6 protein-coding genes are annotated in these 19,823 nt (G+C 49.6%); all 6 read left to right on the top strand.

Annotated elements, in window-relative coordinates; translation table 11 throughout:
• Position 1: 1 nt before the first annotated feature.
• Positions 2-4,930 (top strand): class I SAM-dependent DNA methyltransferase, encoded by a 4,929-nt coding sequence (locus N438_RS23435; RefSeq protein ID WP_022650297.1) that lies wholly within the window; start codon positions 2-4, stop codon positions 4,928-4,930.
• Complete coding sequence (locus tag N438_RS23440; protein ID WP_116696541.1) at positions 4,930-11,271, top strand: DEAD/DEAH box helicase; 6,342 nt, start codon at positions 4,930-4,932, stop codon at positions 11,269-11,271. The genes N438_RS23435 and N438_RS23440 overlap by 1 nt, the downstream gene beginning before the upstream one ends.
• Complete coding sequence (locus N438_RS23445) at positions 11,268-13,391, top strand: ATP-dependent helicase (protein ID WP_022650299.1); 2,124 nt, start codon at positions 11,268-11,270, stop codon at positions 13,389-13,391. The genes N438_RS23440 and N438_RS23445 overlap by 4 nt, the downstream gene beginning before the upstream one ends.
• Positions 13,392-13,571: 180 nt before the next feature.
• Positions 13,572-14,954, top strand: a complete 1,383-nt coding sequence (locus N438_RS23450) for a hypothetical protein (protein ID WP_022650300.1) — start codon at positions 13,572-13,574, stop codon at positions 14,952-14,954.
• Positions 14,951-16,852: a hypothetical protein gene (locus N438_RS23455; RefSeq protein ID WP_116696542.1), complete on the top strand. Its 1,902-nt coding sequence runs from the start codon at positions 14,951-14,953 to the stop codon at positions 16,850-16,852. Before N438_RS23450 ends, N438_RS23455 begins: the two co-directional genes overlap by 4 nt.
• Positions 16,842-19,502 (top strand): DEAD/DEAH box helicase family protein, encoded by a 2,661-nt coding sequence (locus N438_RS23460; protein WP_116696543.1) that lies wholly within the window; start codon positions 16,842-16,844, stop codon positions 19,500-19,502. Before N438_RS23455 ends, N438_RS23460 begins: the two co-directional genes overlap by 11 nt.
• Positions 19,503-19,823 lie beyond the last annotated feature (321 nt).

Here is a 19,823-nt window from a genome sequence, read left to right on the forward strand (position 1 = left end):
CATGGCGCTGGTCGGTATTAATAACGAAAACGAATTTTACTCCAACCACTATCTGGGCGAAGTCTTTACCAGCGACATCCGCGATGTTCTGGAGCCCTGGATTGAGCAGGAAAATGCCGCTCGCGAAGCTGAACGCGCTGCCCGCGAACAGGGCAAAGAGGTTGAGGCGGGCTACCGCGCGCCATGGAATCAGCTTAACAGCCTGGCAACAGATTTTTTCCGTAGACTCACTGAACATGAAAAACAGCGCCAGATCCCGCAGCGTCTTGCCGATCAGCGCACTCGCTGGCAGCCGCTGTTAAAGGCATTGGGTTATGAACTTAATCCGCACATTCAGATGCTGGATGACGATACACCACTGCCGGTACTGGCGCGTTACAACAGCACTGACGGTAGTCCGTGGCTGTGGATTGTTGAAGCACACGATCAGGAAGAGGGAACGCTGGACCCGCTGGCGCTCTCCTTACTGACCGCGCAATTCCCGGCGGATACCGACAAACATAAGCGCGACAGCCTGCGTAAGAAAGCGAACGGCGAATACCGCAGCTGGCAGGATCTACTCTCCACGGTGGTCTTTACGCAAAATGAACCGCCGCGTTTTGTGCTGCTGCTCGGCAACCGCCAGCTGCTATTGCTGGATCGTACTAAGTGGGCGCAAAACCGTCTGCTGCGTTTTGATTTTGAAGAAATTTTAAGTCGTCGCGAGATAGATACCCTGAAAGCGGCGTCGGTGTTGCTACACAAAGATTCGCTGTTGCCAGGCAGTGGTGCTCCGTACCTCGATTCGCTGGATGACAATTCGCACAAGCATGCGTTTGGCGTGTCGGAAGATCTGAAATATGCCCTGCGTGAGAGCATTGAGCTGTTGGGTAATGAAGCGATGCGTTATCTCATCGACAACGAGCTGGCTTATTATACCGGGAAACGTGCTATTAACCCGGATGAGTTGAGCCGCGAATGCCTGCGGTATATGTATCGTCTGTTGTTCCTGTTCTATATCGAAGCGCGCCCGGAACTGGGCTATGCGCCGATGACCGCCAAAACCTATCTGCAGGGATACAGTCTGGAAACGCTGCGCGATCTGGAGATGATCCCGCTGACCAGCGAAGAAGATCGCAACGGGCGCTACTTTCACGATAGCCTGAATATGCTGTTCAAACTGGTGCGTGACGGCTACAGCGGCGGCGTGAAAATGCAGGGCGACCTGGAGAGCGGCGACCGGATCACTATTCATAGCCATCAGTTCAGTGTACCGCGCCTTGAAAGCCATCTGTTTGAAGCGAGTAACACCCGTATTCTTAACCGCGTGGTGTTTCGCAACGAAACCCTGCAACAAATTATTCAGGCGATGTCGTTAAGCCGCCCGGGTAAAGGACGTTTCAACCGCCGGGGGCGTATCTCCTATCGTCAGTTGGGTATCAACCAGTTAGGTGCAGTGTATGAAGCGCTGCTCTCCTATCGAGGATTCTTTGCCAGTGATGACCTCTACGAGGTGAAAAAAGCTGGAGAAGAGTTTAACGAGCTGGAGACTGGCTATTTCGTTAGCAAAGACGAGATCGGTAAATACCACGACGATGAGAAGGTCTACGAAAAAGACGGCAGCCTGCGTATTCACCGTAAAGGCAGCTTTATCTACCGCATGGCCGGGCGAGACCGCGAAAAATCAGCCTCTTACTACACCCCGGAAGTACTGACCCGATCGTTAGTCAAGTATGCCCTGAAAGAACTGTTTAAAGAGCAGATTGATCCGATTACCGATCCGCACGCCAAAGCCGACGCAATATTAAACCTCACCGTGTGCGAACCGGCGATGGGCAGCGCGGCGTTCCTTAACGAAGCCATCAACCAGCTAGCGGAAGCTTACCTGTTCCACAAACAGCAGGCGGAAGGTCGCCGCATTCCTCAGGATCGCTACACCCAGGAGCTGCAACGGGTGAAAATGTACATTGCCGACAACAACGTATTCGGCGTGGACTTGAACCCGGTGGCGGTGGAACTGGCGGAAGTGTCGCTGTGGCTGAATGCCATCAGCGGCGATGCATTTGTACCGTGGTTTGGCTACCAGCTGCACTGCGGCAACTCGCTGGTTGGGGCGCGGCGTCAGGTGTTCAACAAGAGCGAACTGACCTACAAAAAAGCGAAAGATCCGAGCTGGCTTAACAGCGAGCCAGCCGAGCTGGCGATGAATATTCCACGCGAAGAGAAGCAGATTTTCCACTTCCTGCTACCGGACAGCGGCATGGCCAACTACAGCGACAAAACCGTCAAGCAGCGCTATCCGGATGATTTCAAAGCGTTGGATAGCTGGCGCAAAGAGTTTACTAAAAGCTTTGCTCCACATGAGATTGTTGATGTGCAGCGCATCAGCGGCAAAGTGGAAGCGCTCTGGAACACGTTTCGTCAGCAGCTGAAAGCCGAGCGTCAGAAAACCGCCGACAATTACCCGGTATGGCCTGCGGAAAATACGGCTCAAGTTCGCTCTTCTTTAAGCAGCAAAGATGAAACCTTCAGCGGCCGCCTCGAAGATAACAGTACCTATCAGAAACTGCGCTGGGTGATGGACTACTGGTGCGCGCTGTGGTTCTGGCCGATCGACAAAGCGGATGAACTGCCGGATCGCGGTATGTGGCTGATGGAGATGGAGACTCTGCTCGACGGTATTGTCGTCACGGAAAGAGTGATAGAAAGTACAGAACAGGCCACCGGCGATCTGTTTGCCGACGAGGGCATGGTGCGTGAAGAGTCTTCGCTGTTTTCCGGTGCAGGTCGCCTGAAAACCGATGTGCTGTTCCGCCATTTGCCGCGTCTGGCGATTGTTGATGCGCTGAAAAAGCAGCACCGTTTCTTCCATTGGGATCTGGAATTCTGCGATCTGTACGCCGAGCGTGGTGGTTTTGACCTGATGCTTGGAAACCCGCCGTGGCTGAAAGTGGAATGGCAGGAAGCGGGTGTGCTGGGCGACTACGAGCCGGAGTTTGTTCTAGGCCGATTGAGTGCTTCGAAGTTGGCGACATTGCGTCATGAAACCTTCAATCGAATTCCGCTGCTCGAAAATGCCTGGCGCAGCGAGTATGAAGGCTGCGAAGGGATGCAAAACTTCCTGAATGCGCAGCAGAACTACCCGGTGCTGCGTGGCGTGCAGACTAATCTGTATAAATGCTTCCTGCCGCAGGCATGGCGCTTAGGGGCGCAGAAAGGCGTGGCAGGTTTCCTGCACCCGGAAGGAATTTATGATGATCCAAAAGGTGGGCAGCTGCGTGCGTCGGTATATCCGAGGCTGAGGGCGCATTTTCAATTTCATAATGAATTGAGCCTTTTTGCCGAGGTTCATCATGCAACGATGTTCAGTATCAATATCTATGGACCGCAGAATATAAAGCCGTCCTTTATTAACATGTCAAATGTTTACGCAGTAAGCGCTATTGATGCCTCGTTTGAACACAACAACGCTGGTCCTGTTCCGGGTATCAAAGATGAGCAGGAAATTGAAGGCAAAATCAAAGTTTCCTGGAATACATCGGGCCATCGTTCACGGCTAATTCATATTGGTTTAAAGGAGCTCTCTTTATTTGCTCGTCTGTATGACAGTGAAGGAACTCCTGCATGGCAGGCTCGTCTGCCAGCTTTGCACGCAGAACAACTTGTAGCGGTGTTGGAGAAATTTGCTAGCCAGCCGAAGCGATTAGGTGATTTGCAAGGTCAATATTTTTCAACGGTTATGTTCGATGAAACTTATGCGCAGAGGGATGGGACAATACTACGTAAGACTCAATTCCCTCAAGATGCATCACAATGGGTCTTGTCTGGCCCACACTTCTTTGTTGGGGCTCCGTTCTACAAGACGCCACGAGAAAACTGTACGTTAAACAGCGATTATGATTGCCTGGACTTGCTAACATTGCCCGACGACTATTTGCCTCGCACTAACTATATTCCGGCATGTGATGCGCAGGAGTATGCCAAACGTACTCCACGCGTTACTTGGACTGAACCGGGTGAAGATGAACCGAGAAAGGTGACGGATTATTATCGTTACGTTGCCAGAAAAATGCTGAGCCAGTCTGGGGAAAGAACTCTAATTCCAACGCTTATACCACCTGCAGTAGGGCATATAGATGGTTGTTTTTCGGCGGTTTTCAGCGATACTCATCGCCTGACATTATTTACAACGGCATCACTGTCCATTGCATTTGATTTTTGGGTTAAAAGTACTGGTAAATCAAACTTTAGAGATGAATTACTAAAACTGATGCCTTTGGTCTGCGAAGCTGGAAGGCAGTTAGTCGCACGTGGCTTAACATTGATGGGTGTAGGTACCGCTTATGCTAATCTCTGGCAATCCTGCTACACCCAAGAATTCAACACCCAACGCTGGAGCCGCGATCTCCCACAGCTCCCTCAGAATTTCTTCGCCAATCTGACCCCAGAGTGGCAGCGTAACTGCGCTTTACGCTCCGACTACAGCCGCCGTCAGGCGCTGGTGGAAATCGACGTGCTGGTGGCGCAGGCGCTAGGGTTAACTCTCGAAGAACTACTTACTATCTATCGCGTTCAGTTCCCGGTCATGCGTCAGTACGAAGCGGACACCTGGTACGATCAAAACGGCCGCATTATTTTTACCCCAAGTAAAGGCCTAGTGGGCGTTGGCCTGCCGCGTACCGCGCGTAAAGCTGACCTGAAAAACGGTTTTGTCTTTGATGTCGACAGCCCGGACTGGACCGGTGGCGACTGTACCGATCAAGCCATCGGCTGGGATGATGTCAAGCATTTTCAAACCGGCACTGTTAGCGCCACTTTTGATGATTATACCCGCAGCGATGAAGGCGAGCGCCGAACCGTCGTCTGGCAGGCACCTTTTATCAAACCTGACCGTGAAGACGATTATAAAGTGGCCTGGGCATTCTTTGCACAAGATAAGGAGAGCGCCTGATGCTGCCTTCCGTTGTTAGTCGGCAGGTTGCCGACAGCGTTGCTTCCTTTTTACGGGCTGCCTTTCCGCTTAACAGCCCGCTGTTTAACGGTGAAGAAAACAATAACGTCTCTATGCTGGAGCAATTTCTGTCCCAGCCGGAAACGCTGCTGAAAGGGCCGTATCTTTCCGCTCAGCTGCCGTTTCGTAAAAGTGACTTACCGCTGAACTTCTTCCCTTACCTGACGCTGCCGTTCCCACCGCACGCGCATCAGGCGCAGGCGTTTCAGCGCCTGGGTATCGAGACGCCTCAGCCGACGCTGGTGGCGACCGGGACGGGTTCCGGTAAAACGGAATGTTTTATGTTCCCGCTGCTTAACCATTGTGCTGGGGCATCAGAGGCCGGTGTTAAAGCGATCATCATTTATCCAATGAACGCCCTGGCAACCGATCAGGCCAGCCGTTTCGCTAAAACCATCGCCAGCGATCCGCAACTACATGGCAAAGTGACTGTCGGGCTGTTTGTCGGCGACAGTGAAATCGAGCCCAGCAAAAAGATGTCTGCGGATAAAGTCATCACCTGCAAACATACCCTGCGCGAGAACCCACCGGATATCCTGCTGACCAACTATAAGATGCTGGATTACCTGCTGATGCGCCCCGGCGATCAGAAGCTCTGGCGCTATAACCAGCCAGGGTCACTGCGTTATCTGGTGGTGGATGAACTGCATACGTTTGATGGTGCGCAGGGGTCGGATCTGGCCTGTCTGGTGCGCCGCTTAAAGCATCATATCGGTGTTGATGACAAGCGTTTTGCCTGTGTGGGAACGTCGGCTACCGTAGGTGACGAACTGGGGCAACTACTCGATTATGCGAAAACGATCTTTGATCAGCCGTTTAGCGATGACGCGGTTATTCGCGAAGATCGCTACACGGCGGCAGAGTATCTGCAAGGTTATACCATCGAGTACAGTCAGTATCCGGGACAGGATGTCAGCGCGGCGCTGGATCCGCAAACGTACGCCAGCCCGGTAGATTATCTGAACGGACAAATTCCACTATGGTTTCCGGATAGTTCACTGCAATTACCTGCCGATCTGGACAGCGATCTCGGACGTGAAAAGCGTATTGAGTTGGGCTCATTGTTACGTCGCCACAGCATCCTGCACGTACTCCTTGAGGATTTGCAGGGGGGAATTTTGTCGGAACAGCAGTGCCTGGAAAATCTCCAGGTGATGCTGGCGGAAAGCGCCGGGCATGCAACCCGCGTGCTGCAAAGCATTCTGGCACTAATTGCCCAGGCACGCCTGGAGGTTCCAGAAAAACAGGAAGATCGGGAAAAGCGCCTACAGGTGAACAAAGCGCGGCCCGTACTGCCTTTTGTGCAACTACGTTCTCAGCTGTGGTTGCGCGAGATGCGCCGCCTGGTTGCCAGCGTGTCAAAAACACCTAAGCTTGTTTTTGCTGATGATGTCGCGGTGGAAGATCGCGAACATTATCTTCCCGTTATTCACTGTCGTGACTGCCATGCTACCGGGTGGGCGAGCCTGCGCCATGGTCAGAGCGTTCAACTCGAAACTGATCTGGACGGTATTTATCGTCAGTTCTTCGAAAAAGGCCGTTCTATTGTATTGGCCTTCCCGGATAACAACGATAAACCTGTCAGCGGTGTTCACCAGAAGCTGTGCCCTTCCTGTTTAAAGCTCAATAAGCAATCTAACGTGCAGTGCGGGCATTGTGGCCATACTGGTCTGCTACAAGTACTTATCCCGGATATGCTCAAAGAGCGTAAGGATGAGCTGGAATTTGCCAACGAATGCCCGTACTGCAACAGCAAACAGGGTATTTCGATTCTTGGGTCACAGGCAGCCAGCCTGTCGGCGGTGATGATCCATCAGCTTTATGGCAGCCAGTTCAACGAACATAAAAAACTGATTACGTTTTCTGACTCGGTACAGGATGCCGCACACCGCGCCAGTTTCTTTACCGCCCGAACCTGGCCGTTGATGGTACGCGGACAAATCGCCAGCGTGTTGGGTGAAAAAGAAACGTTACCGTTGGATGCCTTTGCGGCACGTGTCTGCCAGCAGACGCGTGAACGTTCACCGGATGATGCCCATTTTGCCGCGAGCTTCATCGCGCCCAACATGCAGTGGATGAACGATTACCAGACGTTGAAGAACGAAGGCCAGCTGGCAGAGAGTTCCGATTTACCGGAGCTGGTTTCTCTTCGTCTCGACTGGGAGGTATACAGCGAATTTACCCTACGCGCACGAATTGGACGTACGCTGGAGGCCACCGGTTACGCAGCTGCAGGAGTTGATGTTGCACGTTTCAATTCAGCGATAACGGCGCTTCACCAACAGCTTGTCGAAGAGCTGGGTGATGAAATGGTTGGGGTCAGCGTTGAGCAGGTGGCACACCTGGTTATTGGCGTTCTTTGGCATCAGCGGCAGGCGGGAGCTGTTCTGCATCCGGCGTTCGAAAGTTATCGTCGTGAGGGTAAGACCTTTATGATGACGCAGAAGGAGCGAACTTCACGCTATATGCCATCTATTGGTCCGAAAACGCGTAAACCGGCCTATGCCTCGTTTGAAAAAATAAATGGCTTCCATCGATTGATTGGTGCGAAATCCAACCCCAGCTGGTATCAGCATTGGATCAACCGCACACTCAGCAACGGTAATAATCTGTTTATCAGCAGCCTGGCAGAGACGGTTTTACGACGTCTGTTTGCGGCACTGAAAATGGCCGGGTTGGTAAAAGATTTTGATACAAAAGGCAAAGAAGCATGGGGGCTAGTACCTTCGGCGCTGGTGGTGAGCCGCGATGTTGTTCAGCTAAACTGCTCTTGCTGTCGTGAGGTTGTTCGGGCACCGGCCGATCAGGGGTGGCACTGGCGAAACGCGCCATGTCTTTCTCTGCGCTGTGAAGGCCGCTATCAGGAAACTGAAAATACAGTGACCTGGCACTGGGATAATATGGACATCGCTCGTGTTCAGGGGGCAGAGCATACCGGATTACTGAGCCGTGAAGATCGTGAGGCTACGGAACAATCGTTCTACCGCGGTAATCAGCCATGGAATATCAACCTGCTTTCGGCAACACCGACGCTGGAGATGGGTATCGATGTGGGTGACCTTTCTACGGTATTACTCTGTTCTGTTCCACCCGCGCAGGCTAATTACTTACAGCGTATTGGTCGTGCCGGGCGTAAAGACGGCAATGCACTTAACATCACTGTGGCTGAGGGGAACCCGCACGATCAGTTCTTCTTTGAAGAGCCTCTGGAGATGATGCAAGGGCAGGTACAGGCCCCTGGTGTGTTCCTGAACGCAACGGCTATCCTGGAGCGTCAGCTGGCTGCATTCTGCATGGACAACTGGGTGAAAACCGGCGTCCCGGCATCTGCTATCAGCAAAAACGTGAAGCAGATGCTGGACGAGCTGGAGTTTGGACACAAGTCTGGGTTCCCTTATAACTTCCTGCGTTATATTGATCAGCATCATGTGTATATTGCTCAGCAGTTCTCATCCATCTTCCCTGATCTTACGGAAGACACTCGTCTACAGTTACTGTCATATTTGCAAGGGGCATCAGGGCAGCGTTCTCTGGTTCAACGTATCGAACAAGCATTAAAACTGCTGGTGGAAGATCGCAAATCGTTGCGTTCCCGGATTGATAAACTCAAGCGCAGTATCGACAAGCTAGAGAGCGATCCGCACGATCAAAACTTTGACAGCGATATGCGCGAGTTGACTTCGGAACGTCAGGCGCTGATGGCCCTGGTGAACCAGATCAATAACAAGCAAACGCTTAATTTCCTCACCGATGAAGGATTACTTCCCAACTATGCCTTCCCGGAGGCCGGTATTACGCTGCGTTCTGTGCTGTGGCGGCGTAAAGACGGTGGGGAGACGCGTGAGTATCAGAACACGACCTACGAATACGAACGTCCGGCATCAACGGCGCTGGCTGAACTGGCCCCGTTGAATAACTTCTATGCGGGCGGGCATAAAGTTGAAATCGAACAGATTGATCTTAAATTGTCTGAGCCTGAAAACTGGCGTATTTGCAGCCACTGTAACTACAGCGAGAATATCGATCAGACCGGCGATCAGCATAAATACTGCCCTAAATGCGGCACACCAGGTTGGGCTGATGCCGGACAAAAAACGACGTTACTGAAGCTTCGCCAGGTTTATGCCCGCTCAAGCGCCCGGGACAGCCAGATCAGTGATGAGAGCGATAGCCGAGAACCGGCATTCTTCCAGCGACAGCTGCTGGTCAGCTTCGAAAAAGAGGATGTATCGGCCGCTTATGCCATTGATGAAGGAGAAATCCCGTTTGGCTTTGAGTTTTTGAGCAAAGTGACTCTGCGAGATATCAACTTTGGCAAAATGGCGGATGATGCCAATGAACTGATGATCGCAGGAGAGGCAAAGAAACGCACCGGGTTTAAAGTTTGCCTCGGCTGCGGCATGGTGCAGCGCCCTCGCGATCATGAACCTCGTCATGACCTGAGCTGTAAATATCGCGCTGAACCCGAAAAAGCGAAGTTTGAAGATTATCTCTACCTTTATCGCCAACTGGAATCTGAGGCATTGCGTATCCTGCTGCCAGTGACCAGCTACAGCAACGATCGCGTGGTGGAAGCCTCCCTGGGTGCAGCCATTCAGCTTGGGCTTAAACATTACTTCAAAGGTAACGTGGATCATCTGAAAGGCGTGGTGTATCGCGAGCCGGAAAATGAGGGCGAATCCTGGCGTCAGTATCTGGTGATTTACGACACCGTACCAGGGGGGACTGGCTCACTCAAAGAATTGATGCGTACACCTGACAACCTTCTGAAATTACTTGAGCTGGCCTACAAGGCGCTAGTGGAATGCAGCTGCAACCATGATACGCATAAAGACGGCTGCTATCGCTGTGTTTACGCTTACCGTGACCGCGGGCGTATGAAGTATGTATCAAGAGATCAGGCGCGTCTCTTACTGGCGAAAATCCTGAAGGCCAGTGCTTCTATACGCGTTATTGATTCCATCAAAAACATTTCGCTTGATGCCATGATGGGGAGTGAACTGGAAAAACGGTTCATTCACTGCCTGCAGGATAACAAAAATCTTCTCGTGAGCCGGAGTTATGCCCATCAGAATGCAGGCTGGATTATTAATACCCGTACAGAACCGGCGATGAGCTGGCATCTCAAAGCACAGATTGATTTAGGGGTTAAAGAAGGGGTTGGCATCCTTAGCCGACCAGATTATGTGCTCTACCCTCTGATGCAGTCAGAAAAGATAAAACCGGTAGCAATTTTCCTGGATGGTTTTGCTTTTCATAAAGATAGCGTGTCGGATGATGTCCAAAAACGGCAGGCGATTAAAGACAGCGGTAATTTTTGGGTATGGACACTGACCTGGGCTGACCTTCAAGAACAAGGCATTAAACATGTACAGAATGTTATGGGGCTTGGCCATAATCCGGATATGAAACAGCCTAAGTTTTATAACCTGTTCCATGATACAAACTTTGCTACGCTTGAAGGTTCATTCCGGGAGAGAAACAGTTTTGCACTGCTACTCGATTATCTCTCTGATCCCGGTAATAAAACTCTGCTATGGCAGAAAATGGCTGCTGCCTTTGCTTGGGTGTGGCTGGATCCTAAAAAGTCGCAGGATACTGGAGCCAAACAAAAGTACGCCTATGAAATGCAGGAGAACGCTCCCGCTTATCGGTTGAATGCACTTTTGCCTGATGAACCTTTTGTATTTGGTGGTTTACTGGATAGCTGTAGTTCATCACAACAGTTCATTGAGCTGGCAGCTGTTGTACCGCAACAAGCCATTAAATCAACGACAAGCATTGAACAAATGCGAAATTGGTTGAGGCTGCATATTTGCTTTGACGATCGTTATTCCCAGGATGATGGCTATGAAGCCGGATTTAACGGTTTCTGGTGGATGGTGAATTTACTGCAGTTCCTGCCAGATATGACATTTACCAGCCGTAAAGCGGTTCATTTACCGCAGGAGGCTGAAACGGTAAAAATGCAGACTTCGGTTGTAGTGGATATTCAGCCTGACGAGAGCTGGGCAGAAATACTTGAGTTTGGCTTATTGGGCGCAGAAGAAATCGCTTTGCTTCAGTCGTTATCGCTTCCGGCACCGACGGTTGGATATGAATTGCAGGATGACGATGGCGAAATTATTGCAGAAGCCGATCTCGCCTGGCCATTACAAAAGCAAGCCTTGATTATTGATAATCAGGAGTTTACTGCTTTATTCGCAAGTAAGGGTTGGCACGTTGCATTCGGGCCAATTGACGAAAATACATTGCAGCATCTGTCCGGAGGTGACAAATGACGATTCCAACGCCAAAGGTGGCACTTTCTGATGGTTTTCTGGGGGCTTTTGCGCGGATTCCTAAAGCGCAGCAAAAAAAGGTCCAGGAATTCATCTCTAAGTTCCGCCAGGATCCGACGAGTAATGGGCTGAACTACGAAAAGATCCACGATGCACGCAGCAATAATGTGCATTCCGTGCGTATAGACCAAACCTACCGGGGGATCGTCCTGAAACCTGAGCAGGGTGCTCTGTATATGCTGATGTGGGTGGATAAGCATGACGAAGCCTACGACTGGGCGCGGCGACACGAATGTGCGATTCACCCGGTAACCGGTGCGATTCAGGTGATTGATACCAGCTATATCAAACCTACCCCCGAGCCGACTGTTGTTGATAAACCCAAACTCTTTGCTGCGTATACGGCAGAGCAGATCCTCGCGCTGGGTGTTCCTCCTGTGTTTATTGAGCAGGTGATGGCTCTTGTGGATACCACAGGGCTGAATCAGCTGGAAAGCGTGATGCCTGCAGAAGCCTGGGAGCCCCTACACTGGCTGGCAGAAGGTCTGGATTACCAGGAAGTGCTGGAGGAGTTTAACGATCACCGTGATGAGCCTGTTGATACCAAGGACTTTATTGAGGCAATTGAGAGAAGTAAACGTCGTTTCCATGTCGTTGAAAATGAACAGGAGCTACTGCAAATGCTCAATGCGCCACTGGAAAAATGGCGTGTATTCCTGCACCCGAGCCAGCGAAAACTGGTGGAGTCTCCGGCAAATGGTCCGGTACGTGTATTGGGTGGTGCAGGCACGGGAAAAACAGTTGTTGCGATGCATCGTGCTCGTTGGTTATCCCAACGCCTGGCCGATAAACCCGGTAAAAAAGTTCTGTTCACAACCTTCACCCGTAACCTGGCGGCGGATATTCGCGCCAACCTCCAGCGTTTGTGTAGTCGTGAGGAGATGGCGCGTATTGAAGTTGTTAACATTGATGCCTGGATGAGCGAGCAACTGAAACGCCATGGATATGATTTCCGCGTGGTGTATGACAGCGATGAAGGGCGACGTAAATGCTGGAACTATGCCTTGCAGCAAGTCCCTGCTGAACTGGGTTTACCGGAAAACTTTTATTCTGAAGAGTGGCAACGTGTTGTTCAGCCGAATGCAGTTTACAGTCGTGAAGAATATCTGAAGGTGAGCCGTATTGGTCGTGGCACGGCGTTATCACGTATTCAGCGCGCGAAAATCTGGCCTGTGTTTGAAGAGTTCCGGGCACAAATGGCGCGAGCCAAACTGCGAGAGATGGGAGATGCCATGCATGAGGCAATCATTCTGTTTAAAGAAAAACAGGTGCAATTGCCTTATAGCAGTATTGTAGTCGATGAAGCTCAGGATATAGGCGCACCGGCCTTTACCCTTATTCGTAGCCTGGTTCCAGAGTCTCCTAACGATCTCTTTATCGTGGGTGATGGACATCAGCGTATTTACCGCAATAAAGTCGTGCTCGGTCAGTGTGGGATTAATGTTCGTGGGCGTCGTAGTAAAAAACTGAAAATTAACTACCGGACTACAGAAGAGACGCGACAGTTTGCCGTCGGGTTATTAACCGGCGTTAAGGTTGACAACCTGGATGGTGAAACTGATTCCTGCAACGATTATTTATCATTGCTTCATGGTGAAAAACCCATGATTACTAATGCTTCAGATTTTAAGGAAGAGGCTGAGACGATTATCAAGCAAATTCAGGCGCTGTTAGCCAATGATGTCCGTTCCCAGGATATCTGCATTACTTCCCGCACGAGGCATACGAATGAGCGCTATGTGTCAGCTCTGAATGAAGCGGGAATTGAAACTTTTAATTTAGGGAATGATAGTGGCGACAGTGATCAACGGGCCGGTGTTCGCATTGCAACAATGCACCGCATTAAAGGGCTAGAGTTCCAGTATGTGTTCCTTGCGGGTATCAACGATGGCGTTGTACCGGAAGTAAAAGCCATAGCATCTGACGATCCTGTTGAACAACGTGATGCATTATTTAATGAACGTGCGCTGCTCCATGTGGCTGCAACCCGCGCGGTAAAAGGACTGTTTGTTTCATCTTACGGTAAACCTAGTTTCTTACTGGAGCCTGAAAGCGAGTAATCCAGCCAGATAACCAGAAGCTACAGCTTCTGGTTATCTGCATTTTAGCACTCATCAATATCGGCCACTGATTTGCTGATTTGGTAAGTGCCAGGAAAGAAAGTGGAACATGGAAGGGCTTTCGCAGTGCACTGATTGCGTGTTGTTAGCCCTGTGGGCATAAGCGACTGACGCAACGAAATGTACATCGAGAAATTTCTGACTGAATACGATGACTCGCTAACGGGTGAGTTGAATGTGGATCCGCTTGGGCAATTAGTCATCTGGTCGTCCTGGGGGCAGGACATCTTTCATAGCCGTATTACTTCTATCGCAAATGATGTACGGCAATATACGCTGAATCTGCTGCATCACAGCGTATTGCGCCAGATACTGGTCGATGAAAAGCTGCAAACTTCAGGCGTGATGAAAGGTCTGTATCCCAAAAAGCAATTACATGAGTTTAGAGTTGCCTGTCTGATCCATTTGGAAAATATTTATATCTACTCCATGCTGGCGGCTGAAAAAAGAGGTGTCACTCTCACTGGTGTGCAGGGTATTAATAAAGCCAGATCTAAATGGAACGCTGCAAATAAAAATCCTCAGATACTTTTTGGTCATGAGAAAAGTAGTGAGTTACTGACTAATCAGATCGCTCTTGGTACCAATGGGCGCTATAAATCGCCAATGATGAAAATGCATTTTTTCTCTACTGATTATCGCTATGATCTGCCGGAAAGCAAGCCAGTGTGGCAGGCAGCAGAGGCATTTATTCGGAATGTACCAGAGCTGAAAAAATTACATGCAGCGGCATTGACTTACATGCAATTGAAAATGCAGGCCTCACATAAGCGCGACCTCAACCCATTTTTCGAAGATATTCCTGTCGGCCTAAAAAAGGCGTATGTAAAGGCATTCCGCGACCCGAAAATGGTCGGGGATTATTCGCGAATATTCTGGCTACAAAGAACGGGGTTAGATAAATATGCAGCGGGTGCTATTTATCGGGTACTCAAGCAGGAACGTTTGGACGAGTTAGAGCTTACAGATGCTGAAGTTTTCAAACGTGCCATGCATCAGGCGAAAAGTATGCCTGAAATGAATGAAAGTGACCTCAGGGAGTTACAACATATCAGTCAGGCGGAGCCATTTTTATCCCTGATCGACCTGATGTTTTCAGGCTTACGCCGACAGAGTAGTCAGACTTTGGCAGAATTTCGTCAATTCTGGCAGTCGCGCGGTCTTACGGAACTTGATCTGCCACAAAAGGCGGCTCAACTTCTGGAAAATGATGTGCTCCTTTCCTCGCTTTCCGGTACGCCCGCCAGACGTTTTCAGCAACTATTAGCACTGGCCTGTATGCCGTCGCTGGAAGATCAGGTTCGAGGCTTGCTGGATTATCATCACAAGATAATGGAGTCAAGGGGGCAGTTCCCGTGGCTCCTGCTTGAAGGTGATGATATTTTGCTGCAGGTACCACCATGTTCGCTACGCGAAGATCGTCAGAATAGCGACTGGGTAAACCGTTATTATCTACCACAGTTCAGACATTTGCTGAACGGTTTATGGGGGCATTCTGCATGAAGCTGTTAGATGTCTTCAAAAAGCAAATTGCTGATATGGGTATGTTGAAACGTGTCTGGCTCACCACCTTTAATCTGGATATCTCTTTTGTTGAAACGTGGGTACTTCCTGCTGTGTTGGGTATGGACCCGCCCGTTAGTCGTATGGATTACGAAGGTCTGCAGCGTGCGCTGAATGAGAGTGGTATTGATTTCCGCATCTACTGCGATCCGCGCATGATTGCGAAAGAAAAGCCGAAACGTACCTCCATTGCGGTATATCCGGTGTCGGTGCGTAAGCTGGCTCAAAGCGAAGAGTCTTATCTGGATAAAGAGCGCGGGCTGTTTCACCCAAAAGTATTTTATCTCGAAGATCACTACAGAAAGATTATTGTGGGTGCGGGCAGTGCCAACCTTACGCTTAGTGGGTGGGGGCGAAATCAAGAAACTGTGGATTTTCGTTGTGTTGCAAGTAATGCCCAATACCAGCAGGTAAAACGATTTTTTACCACAATTGATAACAGTCTGAATGATGAAGAATTTTTCCCAACCCGTCGCAAGTTTCTCGGTGATGATCCTGATTGGTCATTTATTCACAGTCTGGCTGGTTGCACACTGCTAGATGCATTAAAAAACGGCGGTGAGATTCATACACTCAGTGTTTGGTCGCCTTATCTTGCTGAGGATTTAGCAGGGTTTATCGACAATATTGGGCATGAAGTGCTCGTAGAACTGGTTCCGGATTTGGTTGAGGGACGTTATATCCGCACTCGATGGAGTGACAGTATTCAGGCAATGATTACAAATAAAAAGCTTACCGTGTATCGCTCTCCAGTGCCCAAGGACGATAGTGCATTGATGACCCACGCCAAGCTCTGGCTGGCGAAAAGCAATACCGGTACGCAACTTGCCGTGGGGTCCTGGAATTTCACCAACCCGGGTTGCAGCAGCTTACCTGAGGCAAACTGGAATGTAGAAGCGGGAATTGTGCATCCGGTCTCTCGTAACATCACGATTTGCGGCAAAGAATGGGATGATGTTAATGAAGAGAATTTCGCCAGTGAAGCATTGTTGGAGGAAGAAGCGCTGGAGCCTGATGAACTTCAACCTTTCGATCTGAGCGTTATTTTTGACTGGACTCGATGTGAGTATCAGATTTCCGGGCAATGGTTCGGTGGTAAGCCTGCGTCAGGTTATCAACTGATATTGCCCGGTATCAACGGGGCAAATGAATTGGTATGGAAAGCTACCGGTATAGGTCTGAAATCGCCCCGGCAATTGACGGTATTAAATAGCAATGCCGTATTGGATAACCCCTTTTATACCCTTCGTAGAACAGGAATAACCGACTGGCAGGGCATGATCGTTGAAAGCGGTATTGAAAACCGGCGTGCGTTGAGCTTTAAGTCGCTAGATGACTTACTTAACAGCTATCTGAATTCAGCGGATCCCGCATTGAGTGATCGCCTTATGCTGCGCTGTGCTGGAGCGCAGGATGAAGAGCAAAGTGAGGGGATGGCGCAAGTCATGAATTTAGATGCCACTAGCTATTTCCGCCTCTTTCAGGCTATCCAACAACGGCGCAACTGGCTAGCAGACGCGGACGATGGCACTCATCTATATCGTCGTTTGTTCAGTGAACCAGGTTGCTTACAGGAATTGGCTGAAATAGCCAGGGAGCGTATAAATCAACCGACTCAGCTAGTATTTAACTGGTTTCTGGCCCAAGAAGTTAACACTCTGGCCGCTCTGGCAAGAAAGCGTGTTAAAAGCATACGTCACAAACAAGGGGCTGAAGCCATATCTGTGGCTGTGCACTTGTGGGAGTCTCTACAGGTTGCAATTCCCCCCCTAACTAGCGATGCCACTAGCCTACGTTATCTCGCTGCTATCATGGAAGACTGTAGTTATGGCGAATAAGTTAAAACAGATCATTACCCCGGTTGAGGTTTCAGCCGTGATGAATTTCGATGCGACTGATACGCACTGGCAGTATCAATCCGGTGCTTCCAGCATGGCGGCGAAGCAGGCAGAGGGGGTGGCTGGGTTGTGGAATTTGCTGAATAAACAACGACTGGCACTCCTTGCTGATGAAGTCGGCATGGGGAAAACTTATCAGGCGATGGGAGTAATGTTGTTGTTATGGCAGGCAAAACCTGATGCACGCATTCTGGTTATGGCACCTAACAGGACGCTCTGTGATAACTGGGAGAGAGAATTTAGCATTTTCACAGAGATACACTATCGGGCTGAACATAATGCCTTTACCACTTTAGAGGGTAAGACAAAATATGCCCCACAAATTTATGGCAGACTGGCGGAGCTGGCGGCCGCTGTGGAGAAAAAATCTCACCATTTTTACCTTACTACTATCCATTCACTAAGCGGTCTGGTCCCTCCAGATGAAAAAAAAGATGCTTTAAATGCTGCCGCGTCTTATGGCGTGTTATATCGTCAGCAGATTAAGCAAGCTCTTGGAAAAGGAGGGTTTGACTTAATTATAATCGATGAGGCTCATTACTTTCGTAATCGAAGCGGATCACAGCGTGCCGCCGCCGCTCAGGCCTTCTTTGGTGATGCGCAGGACCGGCTGGGGAGCAATGTACTGTTGTTGACGGCAACTCCAAATCACTCAGCATCGCGAAATGTTTATGACATATTTAGCTACTTCAGTGACATGCCAAAACGTTATGCAGAGGATGATGTCCGTGCGCTGATGAATGATTTTGCCATCCGCCGACTGCGCAAAATGCAGGGCAGAGAGAGCAGCCACAGCAAATATGAATATCGTCATGAGCGCGCTAGCATTTCCAGTTTTACTAATAAGATGGATGCTGAGTTGTTTTTTGCTCTATATCAGAAACAACTCGTAGTTCAACTGGACAAAGAGAAAAAGGCAGGTGGCGGCAGGCGCATGCTATATGGCTATCTTGAAGGGTTTGAATCAACGGGCAGTACCGCAAGTGAGCGGGATAATAGTAGTGATGAAGAGGGGCAAATCCATAATGACTTCAACCACGCGCCGGATTCTGCTCTGCTCAATAGCTTGACCCGGCAGTTTCACGATATCTATAACCGCTTTCCAGATCATCCCAAATACGACACTCTGGTAGAGGCCTGCTTTACCAGTGATCCGTTCAAGCAGTCTCAGCCGCTACATTGTAGTAAGCATTTGGTTTTTGTTCGTCGAATACCATCTGTACGCGAAATTACTCAGCGCATCAACGCACGTTATGATGAAATAATGGCTGAGCGATTGATGAATGTCTGGCAGCTACCTGCAAAGGCGCTGGCAGAATGGCGAGAGTCGGGTTGGTCCCGAGATATTTTTGTTAAGCTTTTATCGGAAAAATCCAATGAAAAGTCCGATTTTGATGAGCATATGCTGGAGGACGGGGAGACAGATGAGCCTGAAACGGATAACGAGCTAAAGCTTTCAAGTAAAATTGCCGAGCTATTTGTTATGAAGAAAACGGGCCTGCGCAGTACCGACTGCGCCAACGTTAGTTTGCGTTTCCGTCGCCCTGAAAGCCTCTTTTCATTATTTCTTGAGCCTGCATTGGATGGTACGACCGGGACCTATCATTATCATTACCGCAAAGAGTCTGGTGAACGTCAACGTGACAGCTATGGTGATGCCGCGAGAGATGCCCGGCTGCAGCAGTCGACAACAGCTCAGAAAATCAAATATATCACTGCTTTGCCCACAGCTTGGGGATTGATGTTTCATGAGCTGCCGCGGCCAGCAAAAGAGCAATTGATTAAGTGGCGTGACCAGCCTAACGGTATGGCAATTATTGAGAACTTTGCCAACTATCTTCGCACGGGTTACCTGTTTGCCAGCCCTGTGATCATTGAGCTCTATTGCTGGTTTACAGAGTTCAACCGTCGACCTCAAACAGGTGAGGTCCAGCAGCGATATCAGCATTTTGTAGAATGGGTCACCCCAAAATTGAATGGATCACTGATGCTACGTTATTTTGTGGCTGCCATTGAAACTTTCGAAACGCTATGTGTGAAAATTGTTGGCCAGAAACTAGATAATACTCAATATACTTGGCGCGAGTTCACTAGCTTGAGTAGTCCAAGTTGGTATGCCAGCGGGCAGTCAAAAAATCGCGAACGTTTAATTCGTGGATTTAATTCACCTTTCTTCCCTAATGTGCTGGTAGCAACCTCTGTGTTGCAGGAAGGCGTGAATCTTCATCTTCAATGCAATCAAGTTCATCATTATGGCATCGCCTGGACTCCTGGTGATAACGAGCAGAGGAATGGACGGGTTGATCGCCTCTTTGGTCGAATCAATACAATGCTTCAAGTCCAGGGGGCGGCTGAGATGATTATCAATTATCCCTACCTTGCAGGTACCTTCGACCAGGATCAGTTGGCATCATTTATACGCCATAAACACAGTGTTGAAGAGAAGTTAGATAGTTGCGAGCTGGAGGATTTTGACAGCGAAATTGATATTCAGGAGGATCCTCAAGGTTGGCAAAAATGGCTACGGCATCCTTGTAAGGATAAAGATAAAGATAAAGAAGATCCTTACCCAGCCAAGTTTGATCAGTAGTGTTTATCATTTATGCGGTAATAATATATCAGGTGGTTACGAGCAGTTTTTTGCAGGAAACTATTTTAAATAGAAACTAGGGTCACAACACCACAGGTCAGGCAGTATTTTTTTTCATCGCAATCATTTTTACATAAAACGCAGTGCCAGAAAAAAACAGTGGTGCAGATACCAGCTCTGCCAGCATAAATCTCAGTTTTCTTTGTCGGCAATCATCCTGACCCTGAGGGGGCCAGAGCGTTATCGTCGAAAGCAATCAAGGAGTTGGCAAACATAGTATTGGTTCCTGCCAGACAATTCGCAGGTCTAACCGTCCCAGCA

The sequence above is a fragment of the Klebsiella sp. GL120222-02 genome (assembly GCF_003097195.1).
GTDB lineage: Bacteria > Pseudomonadota > Gammaproteobacteria > Enterobacterales > Enterobacteriaceae > Klebsiella > Klebsiella variicola.